The following is a 21,939-nucleotide window of genomic DNA, read 5'->3' as shown; positions in this document are numbered from 1 at the left end:
CCGCGCGCCGCCGTGACGGCCGCGCGGCGATTGCATGGTCAGAATTGCAGCGTGGTGAGCAGCGACACCTGTCGCGCATCGCCGATCGCGACGAAGTAACGGTTCGCGCTCGACGGGTAATAGGTGCGATTGAAGAGGTTCTTCACGTTGAGCTGGAACGACAGCTTCTGCTTGCCGATCCGCGTGTCGTACGTGGCGAACGCATCGGCGAGCACATACGACGGCAGCGTGAAGCTGTTCGCCGAATCGCCGGGCCGCGCGCCGACGTAGCGCATGTCCGCGCCGATGCGCAGGTCGTCGCCGCCTGCCACCGTGCCGAAGTCGTAGACGGCCGCGAGCGACGCGGTGTGACGCGCGACGTTCCACAGCTGGTTGCCCGCGTACAGCGGGTCCTCGGTCGTCTTCGCGTCGATGTACGCGTAGCTCGCGATCACGTTCATGCGCTCGCCGATCTTGCCCGACACGTCGAGCTCGATCCCGCGCGAGCGCGCCTTGCCCGACGTGCGCCAGTCGGTCAGCTTGGTCGCGTCGTTGTACTGCGACACGAGCACGTTCTTCTTGTCGATGTTGAAGAGCGCGAGCGTGCCCGTCATCCCGCCCGGCAGGTCGAGCTTGCCGCCCACTTCCCATGCGGTCGCTTCCTCGGGCGGCGTCGCGCCGTCGATGATGTAGCCCGTCATCGGCGCGATCGACGACGAAGGCTTCAGCGATTGCGAATAGCTGCCGTACAGCGAGAACGTGTCGGTCCACTTGTAGACGACACCCGCGCGCGGCAGCCACTTCGAGCCACTGAGATCGGTGTTCGCGACGAACGGCCGGCCGCGCCCCGCGACCTGGTTGTACGTGATGTAGCGCAACCCGCCCGACACGATCCACTTGTCGGTCAGGTGGATCGTGTCTTGCACGAACGCGGACGCATCGTGCAGCGTGTCGGTCTGGTCGCTGTCGCTCGCCGACACCGTGCTCGACGGCGGCAGCAGCCCGTAGACGGGATCGAGATAGCTGAACTGCGTCTTCACGGCCTGCCGCAGCATGTCCTTGCGGTAGATGCGGCGGTATTCGGTATCGAAGCCGACCTGCACGTCGTGCTGCATCCCGCCCAGCATCAGCTTGCCGTTCACGTAGCCGATCCCGTAGCTGTCGGTGCTGAGCGAGCCGTGCGTCGCGTCGTTGCTGCGCGTCATCGTGCCCTTCACCGGATCGACGCCGGTCGTGCGCAACTGGTTCGCGTCGTAGGTCTCGCGGTTGTAGCTGTAGCCGAAATGTGCGCTCCAGTCCGCGTTGAACTGGTGATCGACGCTCAGCTGCGCGAGGTGCGATTCGCCGTCCATGTTGTTGAACGGCTCGTCGATGCGCCGCCGCGCGGGAATGTCGAGCGGCGCGTTGGTGCGCGGGTCGAGCGCGGTGCCGCGATCGAACGGCGTATGGAATTTGCGGTACTGGTACGACACCGCGACCTGCGTATCGCGGCCATACCACGCGAGCGACGGCGCGACGAAGGTCTGCCGGTATTCGCCGAAGTTGCGCCAGTACTGCTCGTTCGACTGATCGACGATCAGCCGGTACGCGAGCCGCGAATCACCGACCGGCCCGGTCGAATCGAAGGTCGCGCTGCCGCCGTTCTTGCCGTGCCCGAACGTCGACGCGCCGAGCGAGATCGCGTTGTAGCGCTTGAGCTGCGGCTGTTTAGTGACGACGTTGACCACGCCGCCCGGGTCCATCAGCCCGTACAGCAGCGACGTCGGCCCCTTCAGCACCTCGACGCTGTCGACCGCCGCGTTGAACGCGCGCCCCTGCACGAGCGGCATCCCGTTCTGCATGATCGAGCCGTCGCGGTTGCCGCCGAAGCCGCGCTTCATGATCGTGTCCTGCGTGCCCGCGAGCGTGTTGCCCTGCGTGATGCCGCTGACGTTGCCGAGCGCGTCGTCGAGATTGCGCGGGCGCTGGTCGCGCAGTACCTGCGCGGGCACGATGTTGACGGCCTGCGCGGTATCGAGCAACGGGATCTCGGAACGCAGCACGCCCGCTTCCTTCGGCGCGCGATAGCTCTCGGCGCGCAGCGCGCTGGTGCGCACATCGATCGCGGGCAACTCGGCGCCCGCCGCAACGCCGGCCGCCGTGGGCCGCGCGACTGAACCGTCCGCGCGCTTCAGCGTGTAACCGCCAGCCGGCTGGCGCAACGCGACGAGCCCCGTGCCGGCGAGCAGGCGGTCGAGCGCGCCGTCGACGTCGAAGCGCCCCTGCACGCCGCCGCTCGTCAGGCCGGCCGTCAATTCGGCGGGAAACGCGAGCAGGATGCCTGCATCGCGACCGAACCGGTTCAGCGCCGCTTCGAGCGGCCCGGCCGGAATGTCGAACGCACGACGCGCCGCGCGCTGCGCGGCCGGCGCCGCATCGGTGTCGGTGTCGGCCAGCGCGGGCAGCGGCAGCAGCGCCGACATCAGGACCGCGCCGGCCAGCCGGCGCGCGAGGCGCCCCTTCGCGGCAGGTGCGGCGGATGCAGCCGGGCGCGACGCGCGCGGCAGATGTCGGGCGGGCGCCGGACGGCGCCGATACGTGAGACGGATGGAAACCATGATCGGGAGGTCGGTGGACGATGGGCCAGTGCTGCTTTCATTACCCATGTCACGTGAACATCGAGAAACAGCTCAGGTCGGCAGAATTTTTTTAAATACGCTCACGAACGGGCCGGCACGACCGTCGCCCAGTAGCGCGTCAGGTAGTGAACGTCGATCGGCAACGTCGCCTTCAGCGTGTCGAGCACGCGCGCGGGATCGTCGAGCGGATAGGTGCCCGACACGCGCAGGTCGGCCACGGCCGCGTCGCAGCGCAGGCTGCCGCGGCGATAGCGGTCGAGCTCGGCGACGAGGTCGGCCAGCCGCATCCGCGACGCGACGAGCATGCCGCCCGTCCACGCGGACGCATACGCATCGAGCGGCGCCGGCGCGTCGATCGCGTCGCGCGTGAAATCCGCGCCCTCTCCGGCCGCGATCACGCGCGCGTCGGCCGTCGCATCGTCGGGCTGCACGCGCACGGCACCGGCGAACACCTCGACGCGGGTCGCGCCGTCGCGCTGCCGCACCGCGAAGCGCGTGCCGAGCGGCCGCAGTTCACCCTGTGCCGTCGCGACGACCAGCGGCCGCGCGGGCACGCGATCGTCGTGGCCGCTCGTCACCATGATCGTGCCGCGCAACAGGCGCAGGCCGCGCGTCGCATCGTCGAAGCGCACGTCGAGCGCCGTGTCGGTATCGAGCACGACCACCGTGCGATCCGCGAGCGTCACCGTGCGCCGCTCGCCGACCGCCGTGCGCAGGTCCGCCGGCCAGATCGCGGCGCGCCGCGCGGGTTCGGCCATCCATGCGGCACCGCCCGCGCACAGCAGCACGGCCAAAGTCTTCACGGCCGCGCGGCGGCGGCCCGCACGCGGCGGCAGCAGCGCCGCCTGCGTGGCCTGCGGGTCGAGCCCGGCCGCGAGCCCGCCGAACCTGCGCTGCATCGCTTCGATATGGCGCCATGCCGCGTCGTGCGCCGGATCCTCGGCGCGCCAGCGCGCGAGCGCGGCGTCGAACGCTTCGTCGGTGCGGCCGGCCTGCCGGTCGACCCACCATTCCACCGCGCGCCGCGCCACCTGCGGCGGCACCGCCGGCGCTCCCGGGGCAGCCATCGGTCAGGCCGCCATCGCGAAGAAGCACTGCGTGCCGGCCTTCACGAGATAGCGCTTCACCGTCGCCAGCGACACGCCGAGTTCGCGCGCGATCTCGGCCTGCGTGAGCCCGTCGAGCTGCGCGAGCAGGAACGCCCGCTTCGCGGCGAGCGGCAGGCCGTCGAGCAACCGGTCGATTTCGAGCAGCGTCTCGAGCACGACGGCCCGCTCCTCCGGCGACGGCGCATGCGCTTCGGGGCGCAGCGCGAGTGCATCGAGATACGCGCGCTCGATCTGCTCGCGCCGCCAGTGGTTGCTCAGCACGCGCTGCGCGACCGTCGTCAGGAACGCGCGCGGCTCGTGGGCACCGATCGGCTCGTCACGCGCAAGCAGGCGCATGAACGTGTCATGCGCGAGATCGGCCGCGCGGTGCGCGCAACCGAGCTTCCGGCTCAACCAGCCGCGCAGCCACGCGTGGTGGCCGGTATAAAGGGCGTCGATTTCTCGATGGAGAGACAGCTTGTCAGCAGACATGGCCGGGTTCCGGAGTGCGCAGGCGTCAACGATTTTGTAAATGAGAATGATTATTATATACAAAACCAGGTCGGCGACCGGCGTTTCGGTGCGCGATGGTGGCTGGCGTGCGCCGGCGGGCAGCGTGGCGCTGTCGGTCGCGCCGGCGTGGCACCCGCACGGCGTTCCCTACATGCAGCGCCAGCGATGAGGCACCGGTCACCCGCCGCGAGGCCGTCGCCGGACGCGCGCGCCGCGTAATTAACACATTCATTACACCCCGGCCAATTCGATCCATTAAATAGTTATTTGACGGATCGATAACAATTTCCCGGCCGCCTCAATTCCGCCCTGGATTGCGCGAAATTATCGCGGGATATGCAAGCCGCAAATGGCGAAATCGCGAAATGCCAATCGATTGATACGCAATTTTCAACAATTCAAATCCCCCGATCGCGGCAATCGGAGGACATCCCTGTCTGCGTCAGGCCACAAAAGAGAATTTCATTTTTGCCGTTTTAATCGGGCTCGGTAGTCTCCTGCCATTCCGGATCACGAACACAAGCCAATGCGCAAGGAGATGACATGAAACGCACGACCCTCTCGCTGATTTCCGTCGCGTCATTCGCGGCGATACCCGCCGCGCATGCGCAGTCGAGCGTCACGCTGTATGGCGTGATCGACACGTCGATCACCTACGTGAACCATGCACAGGGCAAGGACAACGCGTGGATGCTCGGCAACAGCAGCGCGGGCAACCTGGCCGGCAGCCGCTGGGGCGTGAAAGGCACCGAGGATCTCGGCGGCGGGCTGAAGGCGCTGTTCCAGCTCGAGAACGGCTTCGACCCGAGCAACGGCCGGATGGGCCAGGGCGGCCGCATGTTCGGCCGGCAGGCGTTCGTCGGCCTGACGAGCGACCGCTACGGCACGCTCACGTTCGGCCGCCAGTACGATCCGCTCGTCGATCTCGTGCAGGGCATCACCGCCGACAACTATCTCGGCAGCGTGTTCGCGACGGCGGGCGACGTCGACAACTACGACAACAGCTTCCGCGTCGACAACGCGGTGAAGTACACGTCGGCCGTCTATTCGGGCCTGCAGTTCTCGGCGATGTACTCGTTCGGCGGCATCGCCGGCAGCACCGGCGCCGCGAATTCGTATTCGGCCGCCGTGTCGTACAACAACGGCCCGTTCAGCGTCGCGGGCGGCTACTTCCACACGACCAACAGCCCCGCGTCGAACACGCAGCGCAGCGGCTGGACCAGCTCGTCGGACGGCACGTTCGACGGCCCGGTCAACAGCGGCTATGCGAGCGCGCATTCGATCGGCATCGCGCGCGTCGCGGGCCAGTACGTCGCCGGCCCGTTCACGGTCGGCCTCGGCTACAGCAACGCGCAGTACCGCCGCGATGGCAGCTCGGTGTTCGGCTCGAACGAGCACTACAACACGGGGCAAGGCTTCGTGAACTACCAGGCGACCAATGCGCTGCTGGTCGGCGTCGGCTACAGCTACACGCGCTCGGGCGGCGACACGTCGGCCACTTATCACCAGGTATCGGCCGGCGCGGACTACAACCTGTCGAAGCGCACCGACGTTTACGTGAGCGCCGCGTACCAGCACGCAAGCGGCCAGACCGGCGACGGCAACGGCGGCTCGATGGCCGCGCAGGCGTCGATCGGTTCGTACGGCTATGCGGGCACGAGCTCGCAGACGATGGTCAACCTCGGCCTGCGTCACCGCTTCTGATACAACACGGCCGGCTGCGCGCCGCGCGGCCGGTGGAATCCGCTTTCACCGAAACGGCGGCTTCGGCTGCCGATGCTTTCGAACGGCCTTTTCTTCACCTTTTTCAACCCGCCTGCCGCCCGATTTCCGTCCGGTTTGATTCAGCACCGATTTCCCCATGCGAATGACGCAGCGCGTCATTATTCCGGCGCCGCCACTACCCCGGCATTCGCGCGAAAATCCGGCCATTTTTACCGATAATGCGTCGCCGAACCCCGTGATCGGACGCGATAAAAATGCGTAGCGAACGCATGGGGAAATGCAAAGGAAAGTTTGACGCGCGCCATTTGCCTGCCCGCTATGGCACACTTCGCGTCTGCGTAATTTCCTTGCATCGGGCGGACGGATTCCGCCCCATCCTGCCATGCCGCGTCATACAACCCGTTCGATCAGCCGAGCTACGCTGAAAATCGCCGCGACGATTGCGATGTCGTACGCGCTGCACGGTGTTGCGCGGGCCGATTGCCTCGACGACGCGGCCGCATTCCAGCACGTGAGCGTAAGCCTGATGCGCGGCATCGCGCAGGTCGAATCGGGCATGAATCCGCGCGCCGTCAACACCAACACGAACGGCACGGTCGACATCGGCCTGATGCAGATCAACAGCACCTGGCTGCCGACGCTCGCGCGCGAAGGCATCACGCGGGAAAGCCTGTTCGATGCCTGCACGAACGCGTATGTCGGCGCGTGGATCCTGTCGCAGAACATTCGCCAGCTCGGCGCCAACTGGAACGCGATCGGCGCGTACAACTCCGCATCGCCCGACAAGCGCCTCGCGTATGCGCGCAAGGTCTATGATGCAATCCGGACCATGCCGGATTCGCCGGATACTCCCATGCCCATCCTTCCACCGTCCTTTACGCCGCCGCAACAGGCCGAGGCGTACAACCCGTTCGCCAGCCTGAGCGTGTCCGCCCCGCAGCAGGTCACGCGTCCGCGCACGATTTCGTCGGCCCCGCCGCCGCCTCCGCCGCAGGGCGGCCCCGCCGGCCCGGCCGGCTCGTACAACTTCGGATGGACGGTCACCGGCGCGGACCAGGCAAAGCCGACCCAGGTCTTCGACGACGGCGCACGGATCTACGTGCAGTTCAGCGACATGAAGCACGTGCCGGCGATCTTCACCGAGACGTCGTCCGGGCGCGTGCTGATGTCGTGGGAGCTGCAGTTTCCGTATGCCGTCCTGACGCGCCCCGCGCAAACGTTAATCTTCCAGCTCGGGCCGTTCGAGGCGCGCGCGCAGCGTAGCGCGGGCAATGGCGCCGGCATGACGGCGCAGGCCGGGACGGGGGGCGCGGCTCCGGCCGCCGGATCGAAAAAGCCGGCGAACACGGCGACGAATGCAGCCGCCAATCCGACGGCAACGACCGCGACAGCGGCAAAACGCACGGCGTCGGCCGATGCGCTGTGGTACGTGAATACGCCGTCGACGTCGGGAACCACGGCGGCCTCGCCGTCGACCGCGAACATTCCGGCCACGCTGCCGACCGCGATCACGTCGAACACGCCGCCGCCCGCGCCGGCCCAGGTGCCGGCTGCAGCCGCTCAGCCTTCGCGCGCGAGCGCGGATGCGCTGTGGTACATCTCGAAGTAGCGCACCGCCGATCGCACGCGTCGCGTGGCGATCATTGCGCCACGGTCGGCGGCAGCTTGGGCGCGTTCATGTCGTCCACCCATTGCAGCTCGGCCGTGCCGTTCATCCTGAAATACACGCGCAGATAGCGCGACGTCGACGATTCCGGCTGCGGAATCGTCACGTCGATCGTCTTGTGCTCCGCCGCGACGCCGCGCTCGATCTCGTCCAGCGGTTGCGCGAACACCCACGCGAGCTTCGCCGCTTGCCCCGGCGTCACCTGGCAGCCGCAGGCGAACCCGCCCCCACCGCCGAAGGCCTCGCCTGCCTCCCGTGCAGAAGGATTGCCGAAGCATCCGGACCGGTGTTCGTTGTCGAGCCAGAACTCGTGAAGCTTGCGGGTGTACTCGTTATAGCCGGTGATGCAAACGGTGCGACGCGCCGACGACGCTGCGTCGTCATGTCGTCCGCATCCGGCCAGCACGCCGAGCACGACCAGCGCCGCCCGTGTCAGCGCGCGGGCACCTGCCCTGGACGGCGTCGAGCTCCGTGCAGACTCGTCAATGCCGGGCGCCGCACACATGCCGACGACATTCACGCGCGTACCCGCACGCACGCCGCCACCGGCCACACCGCTCACCCGCGCCGCACCCAGATCACCTTGCCGTCGCGAATGCCGAGATTGCGACGTTCCTGCCGGTAATCCATGGTGCCCGGCAATGACTTGCCGTCGCGCTCGAGCACGCGCCACAGGCAGCCGTCCAGTTGCGCCGCCGCATCGGCCTCGGTCTTGCCGACCAGCGCGTCATCCGGCCCCGCGTCTGCCTTGCAGGCCTGCGACGTGCGTGCCGGCTCGCCATTCATCACCATGCCGCCCGCGGTCGCGTTCTTCGTTTTCATGTCCGTGCACCCCGCAAACGTTGCGCCCGCAACCAGTGCCATCATCATCGCGATCGTCTTCTTCATCGGATTCTCCCTGTTGCGCCCCGTGGAACCTGTGCGGGGTTCCCGCCGACCGGGCGTTGCATGCATGTTCGGTCCGCGCACCCGGGCCACGCGATTCTGCGTGCCCCCGGCCGCGGGTTCGGCCTGCCGCCGAAGCCGCCTGCATGTTACCGCACGCCGCGCGGCGCGAAGGCACCTGCAGGCCGGCTGCGCCACACGATGCGTGCCGCGACGACTCGCTCAGAACTTGTAGGTCGCGCCCGCGATGGCGTAGTAGTTGCTGCGCGACTGGACGATCGGGCTGTCGCCGTAGCGACCGAGCAGCCGCGTCACGCCACCGGTCGCGAGCACCGACCAGTGCTGCGACAGCGTCCAGTTCCACGCGACCGCCATCGACGCGCTGTCGATCCCGCCGCTCGTCGAATACGGCCGGAACCGGCTCGTCATCGACTGCGCATCGGTCACGCCGTAGAACGTCTGCGTGTAGCGCCCCGAGCCCGCATGCACGGTGCCCGTCACGATGATCTCGTGCTGCGCGGTCTTGAACACCGGCACCGCGAGATCCATGTGCCCCGACACGCCGCGCGACGTGTGCGTCACGGGTGAGTCGATCGTGACGCTCAGTTCCGCCGCGTTGAACAGCGTCACGCCCGCGCGCACGCCCACCAGCACCGAGCCCGGAACCCGGCCCATGCCCTTCAGGTAGTCGGAGCCCGGCATGTCGAAGCGGTTCTCGTCGGCTCGACCCGCGTCGTAGCTCACGGCCGCCGACACGAACGCGCCGTGCGGCAGGTCCAGCCGGTAGCCCGCGCCCTGGGTACTGTCGATGAAGAAGCCATTGCCGAACTTCGCAGCGAAACCCGGTGCGGCGACGCCGCGATACTGGTTGCTGCCCGGGTAGCGCGGCGCGAAACCGCCACCGAGCGACAGCGAATACTGGTTTTCCGCGTGGGCGGCGGCGGCGAGGGTCAGGCCGGCGAGCGGCATGCAATAGCGGTAGCGGCGGAGTATTGGGCGCACAATATTGAGATAAGAGTGACGGAGCCCGCAGTCTAGGTGCCGCCCTGCGCCGCAACTGTCCTGAATATTCGGGGAATCTGTGCCCAATTGTGTTCGATTGTTCGAGATTGTCGCCCCGCTCCCCCGGCCTTCGGTGCACCGGATAGAATTCGCGTGCCGCGCCACGCACCGGCTTGCCAGGGCGTGAGTTCGCGCGTGCGCCCCGAGGAGACCATGAACGAAGACCCACTCAAATACCGTGTACTGCTGATCGAAGACGACGACCGCCTGGCCCAGCTCGTCCGCGAGTACCTCGACGGCTATGAATTCGCGGTGACGGTCGTGCGACGCGGCGACCTCGCCGTCGCCGCGGTGCGCGAGCACCAGCCGGCCCTCGTGATACTCGACCTGATGCTGCCGAACCTCGACGGCATGGAAGTCTGCCGGCGCATCCGTGCGTTCACCAACGTCCCCGTGCTGATCCTGACCGCGCGCCTGGACGTCTACGACCAGGTCGCGGGCCTGGAGACAGGCGCCGACGACTACGTGACGAAGCCGATCGAACCGCGCGTGCTGGTCGCCCGCGCCCGCGCGCTGCTGCGCCGTGCGCAGCGGGCCGCCGCGGAAGCGCCGGTGGCCGCGCCCGAAGCGCTCGTGTTCGGCGAACTGGCGATCTCGCCGCCGAACCGCACCGTCACGTGGCGCGGCGAGCCGGTCGACCTGAAGACAGCCGAATTCAACCTGCTGCTGATCCTCGCCCGCGCGGCCGGCACCGTGCTGAGCCGCGACGATATCCTGAAGCAGCTGCGCGGGATCGAGTTCGACGGTCTCGACCGCTCGGTCGATTCCGGCATCTCGAAGCTGCGCCGCCGCTTCGAGGATGCGTCGTCGGAGCCGCACAAGATCAAGACGATCTGGGGCCGCGGCTACCTGTTCAGCCCTTCCGCGTGGGACGAATAAATGCTCCGCCCGTTGATTCGGCTTTACCTCGTCGTGATCCTGTTCGTCGCTTCGTCGATCATCTTCGTCCAGCTGTCGTTCGACCGGATTTTTTACGATCGCAGCGCGCAGGCGGAGCGGGAATCGTTGACGACCTACGCGTTCGTGCTCAACGATTACCTCGAACGCCACCCGGGCGAGCAGCGCAAGTTCGCGCTGCGCGAGCTCGCGAAACACGGCAACGAACGATTCGACTTCATGCCGATGGCCACCGCCCGCGCGCAATTGAGCGGCGAGCCGCTGCGCGATCTCGACGCCGGCCGGATCGCGATCAGCTACGACCGCAAGGATTACTACATGCCGCTCGCGGATGGTTCGGTGCTGCATGCGCGGCCGATCGAAATATTCAGCCTCGACATCAAGATCTATGCATACATGCTGCTCGCGCTCAGCGCGCTGTTCGCGGTGGTGCTGTGGGTTCACTATCACTGGCGCGACCTGCGCAGGCTGCAGGAAGCCGCACGCGCATTCGGCGCCGGTACGCTGTCGACGCGCGTGAAGCTGTCCGGCAAGTCGAACATCTACGAACTGTCGCAACAGTTCAACGACATGGCCGAGCGCATCGAGGCATCGATCAAGCAGCAGCGCGAAATGATGCACGGCATCTCGCACGAGCTGAAGACGCCGCTCGCACGGCTCGAATTCGGGCTCGCGCTGCTCGCGGAAGCTGACGAAACGGGACGGATGCGCGAACGCCGCGATGCGCTGCGGCGCGACGTGCGCGAACTCGACGAGCTCGTCACCGAGCTGCTCACGATCGGCCGGCTCGAACAGGGCGCGAGCCAGCTCGCGCCGATGGAAGTCGTCGTCGATGCGCTGCTCGACAGCGTCGCCGGCAACGTCGCGAACGACGTCGCCGATCGCGGCGTCACGCTCGACGTGTCGGCGCTCGGCGCGCCCGCGACCCACGTATGCGACCCGAAGCTGGTCGCCCGCGCATTGCTGAACCTGATCCGCAACGGCGCGCGCTACGCATCGCGCACGGTGCTGCTCGCCGCCGAGCGCAACGCGTCGGGCGCGCTCGTGCTGAGCGTCGACGACGATGGCCCCGGCATTCCGGCCGCCGAACGCGCCCGCGTGTTCGAGCCGTTTCAGCGGCTCGACTCCAGCCGCGATCGGCAGACCGGCGGCTTCGGGCTCGGGCTCGCGATCGTGCGGCGCGTCGCGCAGGTGCATGGCGGCGACGTGCGGCTCGAGGATTCACCGCTCGGCGGCGCACGCTTCGTGATCACGCTGCCCGCGCTGTCGCTGCCGGACAACCTGTTCGACTTGCCGGATGCCCTCACGCACGCCGGCGCGTTCGGCGGCAGCACCGGCATGGCCATCCCGCGGCAATGAGGCGCGCGGCGGGAGGCGCCCCGGCCGCCCTCGCCTGACCTGCGCGCCGCTCAGCGGCGGCGCAGCAGTGCAACGAAGAACAGGCTGCCGAACATCGCGGTCACGATGCCGATCGGCAGATCCTCCGGCGCCGCGAGCGTGCGGGCGGCCACATCGGCCCAGACGAGCAGGATCGCACCGGTCAACGCGGCCACCGGCAGCAGCCGGCCATGCTCGGCACCGACGACGCGGCGGCACAGATGCGGCGTCACGAGCCCGACGAAGCCGATCGCCCCGCTCACCGCCACCATCGCGCCCGTCGCGAACGACGCGACGACGAACACCTCGCGCCGCATCCGCGCGCTCGGCACGCCGAGCGCGGCCGCGGCAACATCGCCCGACATCAGCGCATTCAGTTCGCGCCGGCGCGCGTACAACGCGCCGCCGGCGAACGCCGCGCAGATGGCCGGCACCGGCAGCAGATCCCAGCGCGCGAGCCCGACGCCGCCGAGCATCCAGAACAGCACCGACGACGCGGCGCGCTGGTCGCCCAGATACAGCAGCAGGTTGCCGAACGCGGCCATCATGAACGACACCGAGACGCCCGCGAGCAACAACCGGTCCGACTCGAGCCGGCCGCGCCGGTAAGCGAGCGCGATGACGCACGCGGTCGCCGCGAGTGCGCCCGCAAACGCGGCAGCCGACAGCGTGAACGGGCCGAATGCCGCGCCGGCCATCACCGTGACCGCGACAGCGCCGAGCATCGCGCCCGCGCTCACGCCGAGCAGGTGCGGATCGGCGGGCGGTTCGCGGTCGCTGCCTGCAGCGCAACGCCGACCGCCGCCAGCGTCGCGCCGACGATCGCGGCCAGCAGCGCGCGCGGCATCCGGATCAACCAGACGATGCTGTCGTCGCCCGCCCCCGCCGCAAATGCGCCGGCGTCGCCGAACGCCGACACGATGTGCACGGCGACGATCCGCACCGCAGCCGGCATCGCGATCGGCGCCGGCCCGAACGCGGCCGACGCGACGATCGACACGATCAACAGCAGCGCCAGCGCCGGCAGCACCACGCGCATGGCGGGCCGCGATGCACGCACGTGCACGCTCATCGCGCCGGCCCGGCGAACGCGGCCGGATACAGCGCGCGGGCGAGCGTCTCGACGGCCGCGACGTTCTCGGGGCCCGGCGTCGCCGCATCGTACGGAATCACGATGAAGCGCCGGTCGCGAATCGCGGCCACGCGCGCGAGCGACGGCTGGCTCAGCAGGAACTGCTGCTTCTGCGCGGCCGTCACGGCCGAATAGTCGACGATCACGATCACCTGCGGATCGCGCGCGACCACGCTTTCCCAGCTCACCTGCGTCCAGCTGCGCGGCAGGTCGGCCATCACGTTGCGCGCCCCGGCCGCCGCCAGCAGCGCGGTCGGCATCGCGAGCCCGCCGGCCGTCATCGGTTTGTCGGTGCCGCTGTCGTAGACGAACACGCGCAGCGGCTCCGGATGCCCGATCGCACGTGACACCGCCGCGAGACGCGTGCGCATCGCCGCGACGACCTGCGCGGCGCGCGCGTCGACGCCGAAGATCCGGCCGAGATTGTTCAGGTCGCGGAACACGTCGTCGAACGACGCGGCCGCCTGCTTCATCACGTGCGAGCACGATTCGGTCAGCTCGTACGACCGGATGCCGAACGGCGCGAGCGTCGCGGGCGTCACCGGGCCGCCGACATGCATACCGTAGTTCCAGCCCGCGAGATAGAAGTCCGCGCGCGCGGCCGCCAGCACCTCGAGCGACGGATACTGGCTCGCCAGCTCGGGCACGCCGCGCAGCGCATCGCGCACGCGCGCAGTGCCCGTCTTCCAGCCGCCGATCCCGGTGTAGCCGACGAGCCGGTTCTTCAGGCCGAGCACGAGCATCATTTCGGTCAGGTTCACGTCGTTGCTCACGGCACGCGTCGGCGCGCGCTCGAACGTCACGTCGCGATCGCAGCTGCGCACGGTGACGGGATAGGCTCCCGCCTGGGCGGCCGCGCAGCCGAGCACCGTCGCGGCAACCAGCCGGCGGAAAACGGGCGATAAGACGGGCGATAAAGCAGAAGACACAGCGGAGAACAAGACAGGAATCGGCATGACGGTCATTCCGGATGAAGCGGCGTGATGCGCGGGCGGCCCGTGACGGGATGGCGATCGACGAGCGCGACGACACCGAACACGTCGCGCAGCAGCGCTTCGGTCAGCACGTCGGCCGGCGTGCCCGAGGCAACGACCCTGCCGTGCGCGAGCACGTGGAGCCGGTCGCAATACGCGGCCGCGAGATTGAGATCGTGAATCGTGGCGAGCGTCGCGATGCCGAGGCGCCGCACGCGCGCGAGCAGTTCGAGCTGATGGCGCAGGTCGAGATGGTTGGTCGGTTCGTCGAGCAGCAGCAGTTCGGGCTGCTGAGCGAGTGCGCGGGCCAGCAGCGCGCGCTGCTTCTCGCCGCCCGACAGCGACGCGAAGCGTTGCGCACGGCGCTCGACGAGGCCGACGTCGTGCAGCGCGGATTCGACGATCCGGCGATCGTCCGCCGTCTCCGCATCGAACGGCCGCTGGTGCGGCGTGCGCCCCATGCCGACCAGTTCGTCGACCGTCAGCCCGAAATCGTCCGGCGTCTCCTGCTGCAGCACCGCGATGCGCTGCGCGACCGCGCGCGGCCGCATGCGCCACACGTCCTGCGCATCGAGCGCGACGCGGCCGGCATCGGGCCGCGCGTAACGGAACACGCAGCGCAGCAGGCTCGTCTTGCCGCTGCCGTTCGGGCCGACCAGCCCGACGAACTCGCCTTCGGCCACGCTCAGCGTCACCGAATCGAGCACGGTGATCGCCCCGCCGGGAGACCAGCTCACGCGTTCGATGTCGAGCATGTGCTTCACGGGAGGCTCGCCGCGCCGCATCAGAAGCGCATCGTCGCGACGAGCTCCGCCGAGCGCGACGGGCCGAGCAGCCATTGCTCGCCGCCGTTCGACGTCGTCACCGCATACGCTCGGTTTGCGAGGTTGCGCAAGGTCAGCGCCAGCTCGGTGCGCGACGTGGGCTGCCAGCGCAGCGATGCGTCGAACACCGTGTACGACGGCACCTGCACGCGGTTCGCGTCGTCGCCATAGGTCCCGCCGACGTAGCGCACGCCCGCGTTCGCCTGCCAGCGCTCGGCAAACGCCCAGCCGAGCCACAGGTTCGCCGTCTGCTGCGGCACGTTGGCCGGCGCATTGCCGGCGCGCGACACCGTCGCGCTGCCGACCTTCTGGTTGAACGCGTCATAGCGCGCGCGCAGCAGCGCGACGTTCGCATCGACTGTCCAGCCGTGCGGCAGCCGCGCGCCGCCCGTCAGCTCGATGCCGCGCGACGATTGCCGGCCGACCTGCTGGCGCAGCGCGGGATTGAACGGGTCGGTGCTCAGCAGGTTGCGCTTCGTGATGTCGTACACGGCGAACGTCCAGTATGCATGGCCGTCGAGCAGCGTCTGCTTGACGCCGGCTTCCCACTGTTCGCCGGTCGCGAGCCGGTAGTTCGCCTGCGACGCGGACAGCGTCACGAGCGAGCCGAGGCCCTCCGCGCCCGTCGTGTACTGCGCATACGCGCTGAGCGTCGGCGCGACCTCGAACACGAAGCCCGTGCGCCAGCCGACGTTCGCGAAGCGCTTGTCGAAGCCGGCGCCGGTTGCCGCCTGCTCGCGGCTGAACGCGATATGGTCGTAGCGCAGGCCGCTCACCCACGCGAGCCGCGGCAGCACTTCGAGCCGGTTCTCGGCGAACACAGCGGCCTGCCGCGCCCGCGTGCTGAACTGCGGCACCGTCGGGTCGGGGCTTGTGAACACGCCGGGATCGAAGCCGTGCGCGGGCACCGTCGATTCGCCGCCGTACGGCGAATTGTTGGTCCCGCTGAACGTGATCTGGCTGAATTCCGTGCCGACGACGAAGCGGTTCGCGCGGCCGAACAGCGTACCGTCGAAGCGCGCGCTCAGCCGATCGCCGATCTGCCGCTGATGGTGGCCGATGTCGAGATAGTCGCTTCGGGTGACGAGGCCCGTCGCGGCATCGAGCGCATACGATTCGGCATTGCGCCACTGGCGATTCGACGTCAGGTAGTAGAGCTGATTGTCGATCGTCACGCCGGCCGCCGGCCGGTAGCTGGCCGACAGGCGCGTCCACTGGTCGTAATAGGAAATCGACGCATCGCCGACGTTGTAGTTGACCTTGCGCAGCGACGGATCGAGCACGCCGTTCGGCGCCGGCACGCCGTAGTAGGTCGCCGGCATCTGGCGGCCATAGTCGAAGTCGAGCGTCAGCGTGAGCTTCGGGCTCACGTCGAACTTCAGCGCGCCGCCGACGGCCGTCGTGTGCGTATCGGCCCGCTCGGCGAGACCGTTCGCGCGTGCGTCGCTCGCATGGAAGCGATACGACAGCCGCGGGCCAAGCGCGCCCGTCGTATCGAACGCGGCGCGCTTCGCGCCGTCGGGGCCGACACCAACCTGCAGTGTCGTTTCTCTCGTGCGCTGCGGCCGCTTCGGCACCACGTTCACGACGCCACCGATCGCCCCTTCACCGTACAGCACCGACGCCGGACCGCGCAGCACCTCGATGCGCTCGACCGACCACGTATCGAACGGGAACGTGATCGTGTCGGCAGCCGGCATCAGCCGCACGCCGTCGAGCAGCGTCATCACCGATTCCTGCCCGCGGAAACCGCGCACGCTCGACGCGGTGCCACCCGTGCCGGGCGCCATCGCACTCGAGAACCCCGCGGTGCGCGTCACCGCATCGAGCACCGTGCGATCGCCGCGCGCGTCGATCGTGTCGGCCGTGACCGTCTCGACGCTCGCGGGCATGTCGAGGCTCGCGAGCCCGAGCCGCGAGCCCGTTTCGAGCGGTTGCGTCAGCGGGTCGGCCGGTGCGGATCGCGTGCTGACGTTGATCGCCGGCAGCGCATGCCGCTCGTCCGGTGCGGGTGCGCCCGCTTCGGCAGCCAACGCGCCGGAGGTCGCCATCGCGCAGCCCAGCAGGGTCGTACAGCCGCGTGCCGCGCGAACGCGCCAGGCGTCGGTGTTCCGGCGCGATGCGGCGGGGGCCGCTCCCCGCGCGCCGGGGTGTGTCTGGTCTTTGTCACGTCGTATCGATCTTCGGATGGAGGCGTCGCACGCGGCCGTGCCCGGCCGCCAGGCGCCGCCGGTGGCGCAAACGTCAGATGATACAATATATCATCTTGATTCGTCAGGATTTTGTCAGGTTGTCCCGGCCGGGTGCGCGGCCGTGGCCGCACGTCGCGCCTGCAAGGGGAAACAGAACTGCCTCCACGGCTTGTCGCCCTGCGGCCGGTTGTGCACCGCGAACGCGTGCTGGTATTTCACGACCGCGACCGACGCCGGCGCCCACATATCGCGCAGCTGCGGCCGATCGCGACCGCTTGCCCGCGAAAGCAGTCCGCCCCGGCCTTGGCGCCGGCCTCCAATCAACGGCCGACTTCCTTCCATTTGCGCGCGAGCCCGAGGCGTTCGAAACGCTCGATCAGGAACTCGGTGAACACGCGGATCTTCGCCGGCTGGTGACGACGGCTCTGGTACGCGATATTGACGGTGAGCGCCGGCAGTTGCCAGTCGGTGAGCACCGGCACCAGCTTCCCCGCAACGATGTCGTCGTGAACGATGTAGAGCGGCTGGATCAGGATGCCGAGCCCGGCAAGCGCCGCCGCGCGGATTACCTGCCCTTCGTTCGCATCGAGCACGCTCTTGATCGTGACCGACTGCTTCTTCGCGCCGTGGCGGAAATGCAGCACGTACGGATCGTTCGCGAGGTTATAGACCAGCATCCGGTGGTCGCATAGTGCATCGGGCGTCACCGGCGCGCCGTGCTTCGCCAGGTACCCGGGCGACGCGGCCAGCACGCGCCGCGTCTCGGCAAGCTTGCGCACGGTGATGCCCGAATCCGCCTCATGCTCGCGCGTGCGGATCGCCACGTCGATGCCGGCCTCGATGAAATCCGGATAGCGGTTCGCCGCGACGATCTGCACGTTCAGGTTCGGGTAGCGCCGGTGAAACTCCGGCAACGCGGGCGCGATATACATCGACGCGAACGATACCGACGCGGTCACACGCAGCGTGCCGGCCGGATTGACGCTCGCTTCGTTGACCGCCGCATCGGCCTCCGACAGTTCCATCAGGATTGCCACGCAACGCCGGTGGTATTCATGCCCGGCGTCGGTCAGCCACAAGCGCCGCGTGGTGCGCTCGACGAGCCGCGCCCCCAGCCGCTCCTCCAGCGCGTTCAGGCAGCGGCTCGCCGCCGCACTCGACATCCCGAGCCGCTCGGCGGCCTTCGACAGGCTGCCCAGCTCGGCCACCTGCACGAAAAATTCGATCTGCGTCCACTTGTCCATGCGCTCGATTCTTCCACCTGGCGGAGAACAAAACTCCCGCAAACCCTCTTTTTTACGATCCAGGGAGGAATTAATGTTACGTCAACGCGCTATCCAACGACATCAGGAGACACCCCCTATGCGCAATCTCGACGAAGACACCATCACACAGGCCGTGATCGCGTCGCTGGGCGGCTGTCGCGACGAGCGGTTGCACACGGTGATGACCAGCCTCGTCCAGCATCTGCATTCCTTTGCACGGGAGACGAAGCTCACCGAGGCCGAATGGCAAACCGCGATCGGCTTCCTGACGGCGGTGGGTCACATCACCGACGACAAGCGCCAGGAGTTCATCCTGCTGTCCGACGTGCTCGGGCTGTCGACCCTCGTCACCGCGCAGAATCACGCGAAGCCGGCCGGCTGCACGGAGGCGACCGTATTCGGTCCGTTCTACGTCGAAGGCAGCCGCGACTTCGGGATGTTCGACGACATCGCGAACGGCGCCTGCGGCGAGCCCTGCTTCGTGTCGGGCCATGTGCGCGGCATCGACGGCCGGCCGATCGCGCACGCGTCGCTGGAAGTCTGGCAAGCCGACGAGGACGGGCACTACGACGTGCAGCTTCCGGCCGACGACGGCTCGGTCACGCACCGCGCGCGCGGCCGGCTGCGCACTGATGCCGACGGCCGTTACGCATTCCGCTCGATCCTCGCCGAGCCGTATCCGATTCCGCACGACGGCCCCGTCGGCGCGATGCTCGACGCGCTCGGCCGTCATCCTTGGCGCCCCGCGCACCTGCACTTCATGATCGAGGCGCGCGGCTACGAAACGCTGATCACGCACGTGTTCCGCGACGGCGACCGCTATCTCGACTCCGATGCGGTGTTCGGCGTACGGTCGACGCTCGTCGCCGACTGGGTGCGGCACGCGCCCGGCATCGCGCCGGACGGCTCGCGCATGGACACGCCGTTCTACACCCTCGAATACGACTTCGTGCTCAACCCCGCGGAGCGCGCCGTGTGATCCGCCACGTCGTGAGGTGGAATGTTGCGGGCGCAACTGAATCCGAACGCGTGCTGGCACAACTCGGGCGCCAAGCGCGCGGCGCCCGCCGCCCCGCAATCGCCCCGCTCAGCCGCCGAGCTTGAACGCCGGCAACTGCTGCGCGAGCCGCGCGCCCATTTCGGCGCCGAGCGCCTGCAGCGCATTGAACGGCCGGATCATGACCTCGAATTCGACGATCCGCCCTTCGTCGTCGAAGCGGATCATGTCGATCCCCTTCAGCGCCTTGTCGCCGATGGTCGCGCTGAACTCCAGCACCACGCTCTTGCCGTCGTCGGTGACGAACTGCCGGTAGTAGGTGAAATCCTGGAGAATCGTGACTACCGTGCGCAGCGCCAGCAATAGCGCGGGCGCCGGCCCATAGGGCTTGAACGCCATCGGCGAACGGAACACGGCGTCCGGATGGACGATCGACTCCAGCGCGCCAAAATCCTTGCGCTCGATCATTGCATGCCACTTGTCGAGCGATTGCGCGACAGCGGGTTGAAGATGCAGCGGTGCGTTCGTCATCGAAGGCTCCAGTATCGTCGGGCGGAAAAGAAACGAATCAGTTTCAAAGGGTGGCGGCCAGCGTCGTGCCCTGGTGAATCGCGCGCTTCGCATCGAGCTCGGCCGCTTCGTACGCGCCGCCGATCACGTGCACCTTGCGCCCGGCGGCCTCCAGTTGCTCCGCCAGTTCGCGCTGCGGCTCCTGCCCCGCGCAGATCACGACGTTGTCCACCGGCAGCGTCTGCTCGACACCGTCGATCGTCACGTGGAAGCCCTCGTCGTCGATGCGCCGGTAGCTCACCGCCGACGACATCCCGACGCCGCGCGCCTTCAGCGCCGTGCGGTGGATCCATCCGGTGGTCTTGCCGAGGCCGTCGCCGACCTTCGACGCCTTGCGCTGCAGCAGATGGATTTGCCGCGCCGCCGGCTCGGGCCGCGCATGGCGCAAGCCGCCTGCGTTCGCATACGACGGGTCGACACCCCACTCGGCGAAGAAGCGGTCCGCGTCGACGTGCTCGGCGCCTTCGCGATGCACGAGATATTCCGCGACGTCGAAGCCGATCCCGCCGGCGCCGACGATCGCAACATTGCGGCCGACCGCCTTGCCGTCGCGCAGCACGTCGAGATAGCCGAGCGCCTTGACATGGCCGACACCGTCGATCGGCGGCGTGCGCGGCACGATGCCCGTCGCGATCACCACTTCGTCGAATTCGCGTTGCAGCAGCATCTCGGCGGTCGCACGCGTGTTGAGATGGAGCGTCACGCCGCGCAGTTCGATCTGCCGGCGGAAATAGCGCAGCGTCTCGTTGAACTCTTCCTTGCCGGGCACCTTCCTGGCGATATTGAACTGGCCGCCGATCTCCGCGCCGGCTTCGTACAGCGTCACCGCATGACCGCGCTCGGCCGCGGTGACCGCGAAGCCGAGGCCTGCCGGCCCGGCGCCGACCACGGCGATCCGCTTGCGCAGCTGGGCGGGGCGAATCACGAGCTCGGTTTCATGGCATGCACGCGGATTCACGAGGCACGACGTGATCCTGCCGCTGAACGTATGGTCGAGGCAGGCCTGGTTGCAGCCGATGCACGTGTTGATTTCGTCCGCGCGCCCTTCCCGCGCCTTGCGGACGAACTCGGCATCGGCGAGGAACGGCCGCGCCATCGACACCATGTCGCAGTAGCCGTCGGCCAGCAGTTGCTCCGCGACTTCCGGCGTGTTGATCCGGTTGGTCGCGACGAGCGGGATGCCGACCTTGCCCATCAACTGCCGCGTGACCCAGGCGTACGCGGCGCGCGGCACCTTCGTCGCGATGGTCGGAATGCGCGCCTCGTGCCAGCCGATGCCCGTATTGATGATCGTTGCACCGGCCGCTTCGATCGCCTGCGCGAGCCGGATCACTTCGTCGAGCGTCGAGCCGCCTTCGACGAGATCGAGCATCGACAGCCGGTAGATGACGATGAAGTTCGTGCCGACCCGCTCGCGCACGCGCCGCACGATCTCGACCGGGAAGCGGATGCGGTTCTCGTAGGCGCCACCCCATGCGTCGTCGCGATGGTTGGTACGCGCGGCGATGAATTCGTTGATCAGATAGCCTTCGGACCCCATGATCTCGACGCCGTCGTAGCCCGCGTGCTGCGCGAGCGCCGCACATCGGACGAAATCGGCGATCGTCTCGTCGACTTCATCGCTGCTCAGCGCATGCGGCGTGAACGGGTTGATCGGCGCCTTCAGCGCGCTCGGCGCGGCGAGTGCCGGATGATACGCGTAGCGCCCGAAATGCAGGATCTGCAGCGCGATCTTGCCGCCCTCCGCGTGCACCGCGCGCGTCACGACACGATGACGCTCGGCTTCCGCTTCGGTCGTCAGCATCGCGCCGCCGGGCGCCGGACGGCCCCGCTCGTTCGGCGCGAATCCGCCCGTGACGATCAGGCCGGCCTCGCCGCGCGCACGCTCCGCATAGAACGCCGCCATCCGCTCGAAGCCGTTCGGCGCTTCCTCGAGGCCCACGTGCATCGACCCCATCAGCACTCGGTTCCTGAGCGACGTGAAGCCGAGCTCGAGCGGGGTCGTCAGATGCGGATAACGCGACGTCATGAGGTGTCTCCGTTTTTATGCAACAAGTTGCACAGATAGTAGTCGACCACTTTCGTTTATGCAACCCGTTGCACAAACGCGTCCCTCATCTTGTACTGCGGCCCCGATATGGCAAGATGCGGTTCATTCCGCGGCCTCCTCCGATC

At 68.2% G+C, this 21,939-nt stretch carries 17 protein-coding genes and 1 pseudogene; 5 read left to right on the top strand and 13 right to left on the bottom strand.

Annotated elements, in window-relative coordinates; all coding sequences use genetic code 11:
• Nucleotides 1-38: 38 nt before the first annotated feature.
• The 3 genes from LXE91_RS11770 to LXE91_RS11760 are packed head-to-tail and all read right to left on the bottom strand — an operon-like array spanning nt 39 to nt 4,177.
• The gene (locus LXE91_RS11770) at nt 39-2,624 is read right to left on the bottom strand and encodes a TonB-dependent siderophore receptor (RefSeq protein ID WP_039347559.1); all 2,586 of its coding nucleotides are present in this window, start codon (nt 2,622-2,624) and stop codon (nt 39-41) included.
• A 53-nt stretch (nt 2,625-2,677) separates the two neighbouring features.
• On the bottom strand, nt 2,678-3,664 hold the full coding sequence (locus LXE91_RS11765) for a FecR domain-containing protein (protein ID WP_039347562.1): 987 nt from the start codon (nt 3,662-3,664) through the stop codon (nt 2,678-2,680).
• Nucleotides 3,665-3,667: 3 nt separating this feature from the next.
• A complete protein-coding gene (locus tag LXE91_RS11760) occupies nt 3,668-4,177 on the bottom strand; it encodes a sigma-70 family RNA polymerase sigma factor (protein ID WP_039347565.1) in 510 nt (169 codons plus the stop codon).
• A 564-nt stretch (nt 4,178-4,741) separates the two neighbouring features.
• Between LXE91_RS11760 and LXE91_RS11755 the strand changes: the two genes are divergently transcribed.
• Both LXE91_RS11755 and LXE91_RS11750 read left to right on the top strand, forming a co-directional pair.
• Entirely contained in the window at nt 4,742-5,902 is a 1,161-nt protein-coding gene (locus tag LXE91_RS11755) for a porin (RefSeq protein ID WP_039347568.1), read from the top strand.
• 403 nt (nt 5,903-6,305) lie between these two features.
• Nucleotides 6,306-7,532, top strand: a complete 1,227-nt coding sequence (locus tag LXE91_RS11750; RefSeq protein ID WP_039347571.1) for a lytic transglycosylase domain-containing protein — start codon at nt 6,306-6,308, stop codon at nt 7,530-7,532.
• Nucleotides 7,533-7,563: 31 nt separating this feature from the next.
• On the opposite strand, the gene LXE91_RS11745 is transcribed toward LXE91_RS11750, so the two are convergent.
• The 3 genes from LXE91_RS11745 to LXE91_RS11735 all read right to left on the bottom strand — a co-directional run bounded on the left by LXE91_RS11745 (nt 7,564) and on the right by LXE91_RS11735 (nt 9,443).
• Entirely contained in the window at nt 7,564-8,151 is a 588-nt protein-coding gene (locus tag LXE91_RS11745) for a hypothetical protein (protein ID WP_223274283.1), read from the bottom strand.
• On the bottom strand, nt 8,148-8,477 hold the full coding sequence (locus LXE91_RS11740) for a hypothetical protein (protein ID WP_039347574.1): 330 nt from the start codon (nt 8,475-8,477) through the stop codon (nt 8,148-8,150). Before LXE91_RS11740 ends, LXE91_RS11745 begins: the two co-directional genes overlap by 4 nt.
• Before the next feature lie 219 nt (nt 8,478-8,696).
• Nucleotides 8,697-9,443, bottom strand: a complete 747-nt coding sequence (locus tag LXE91_RS11735; protein ID WP_039347577.1) for a MipA/OmpV family protein — start codon at nt 9,441-9,443, stop codon at nt 8,697-8,699.
• Between the two features lie 246 nt (nt 9,444-9,689).
• Between LXE91_RS11735 and LXE91_RS11730 the strand changes: the two genes are divergently transcribed.
• Both LXE91_RS11730 and LXE91_RS11725 read left to right on the top strand, forming a co-directional pair.
• A complete protein-coding gene (locus LXE91_RS11730; protein WP_039347579.1) occupies nt 9,690-10,415 on the top strand; it encodes a response regulator in 726 nt (241 codons plus the stop codon).
• The gene (locus LXE91_RS11725; protein ID WP_039347582.1) at nt 10,416-11,792 is read left to right on the top strand and encodes an ATP-binding protein; all 1,377 of its coding nucleotides are present in this window, start codon (nt 10,416-10,418) and stop codon (nt 11,790-11,792) included.
• Between the two features lie 50 nt (nt 11,793-11,842).
• Here the strand turns inward: LXE91_RS11725 and LXE91_RS11720 are convergent.
• The 5 genes and pseudogenes from LXE91_RS11720 to LXE91_RS11700 all read right to left on the bottom strand — a co-directional run bounded on the left by LXE91_RS11720 (nt 11,843) and on the right by LXE91_RS11700 (nt 18,176).
• Nucleotides 11,843-12,882 (bottom strand): annotated as a pseudogene (locus LXE91_RS11720) (FecCD family ABC transporter permease).
• Entirely contained in the window at nt 12,879-13,898 is a 1,020-nt protein-coding gene (locus tag LXE91_RS11715) for an ABC transporter substrate-binding protein (protein ID WP_046196045.1), read from the bottom strand. Before LXE91_RS11715 ends, LXE91_RS11720 begins: the two are co-directional and overlap by 4 nt.
• A gap of 5 nt (nt 13,899-13,903) precedes the next feature.
• On the bottom strand, nt 13,904-14,701 hold the full coding sequence (locus LXE91_RS11710) for an ABC transporter ATP-binding protein (RefSeq protein WP_039347880.1): 798 nt from the start codon (nt 14,699-14,701) through the stop codon (nt 13,904-13,906).
• Nucleotides 14,701-16,791 (bottom strand): TonB-dependent receptor, encoded by a 2,091-nt coding sequence (locus LXE91_RS11705; RefSeq protein WP_039347589.1) that lies wholly within the window; start codon nt 16,789-16,791, stop codon nt 14,701-14,703. The genes LXE91_RS11710 and LXE91_RS11705 overlap by 1 nt, the downstream gene beginning before the upstream one ends.
• A 461-nt stretch (nt 16,792-17,252) precedes the next feature.
• A complete protein-coding gene (locus LXE91_RS11700) occupies nt 17,253-18,176 on the bottom strand; it encodes a LysR family transcriptional regulator (protein WP_039347592.1) in 924 nt (307 codons plus the stop codon).
• A gap of 118 nt (nt 18,177-18,294) precedes the next feature.
• Between LXE91_RS11700 and LXE91_RS11695 the strand changes: the two genes are divergently transcribed.
• On the top strand, nt 18,295-19,176 hold the full coding sequence (locus tag LXE91_RS11695) for an intradiol ring-cleavage dioxygenase (protein WP_039347593.1): 882 nt from the start codon (nt 18,295-18,297) through the stop codon (nt 19,174-19,176).
• Between the two features lie 108 nt (nt 19,177-19,284).
• Here the strand turns inward: LXE91_RS11695 and LXE91_RS11690 are convergent, their stop codons facing one another.
• Nucleotides 19,285-19,725 (bottom strand): nuclear transport factor 2 family protein, encoded by a 441-nt coding sequence (locus tag LXE91_RS11690; RefSeq protein WP_039347596.1) that lies wholly within the window; start codon nt 19,723-19,725, stop codon nt 19,285-19,287.
• Nucleotides 19,726-19,768: 43 nt separating this feature from the next.
• Nucleotides 19,769-21,793, bottom strand: coding sequence for an NADPH-dependent 2,4-dienoyl-CoA reductase (locus tag LXE91_RS11685; protein ID WP_039347599.1), 2,025 nt, complete (start codon nt 21,791-21,793; stop codon nt 19,769-19,771).
• Between the last annotated feature and the right edge of the window lie 146 nt (nt 21,794-21,939).

It is taken from the genome of Burkholderia contaminans, assembly GCF_029633825.1.
In the GTDB taxonomy this organism is placed as follows: domain Bacteria; phylum Pseudomonadota; class Gammaproteobacteria; order Burkholderiales; family Burkholderiaceae; genus Burkholderia; species Burkholderia contaminans.
The sequence above is the reverse complement of the archived record's forward strand: the minus strand, read 5'-3'. Positions and strand labels throughout refer to the sequence as shown.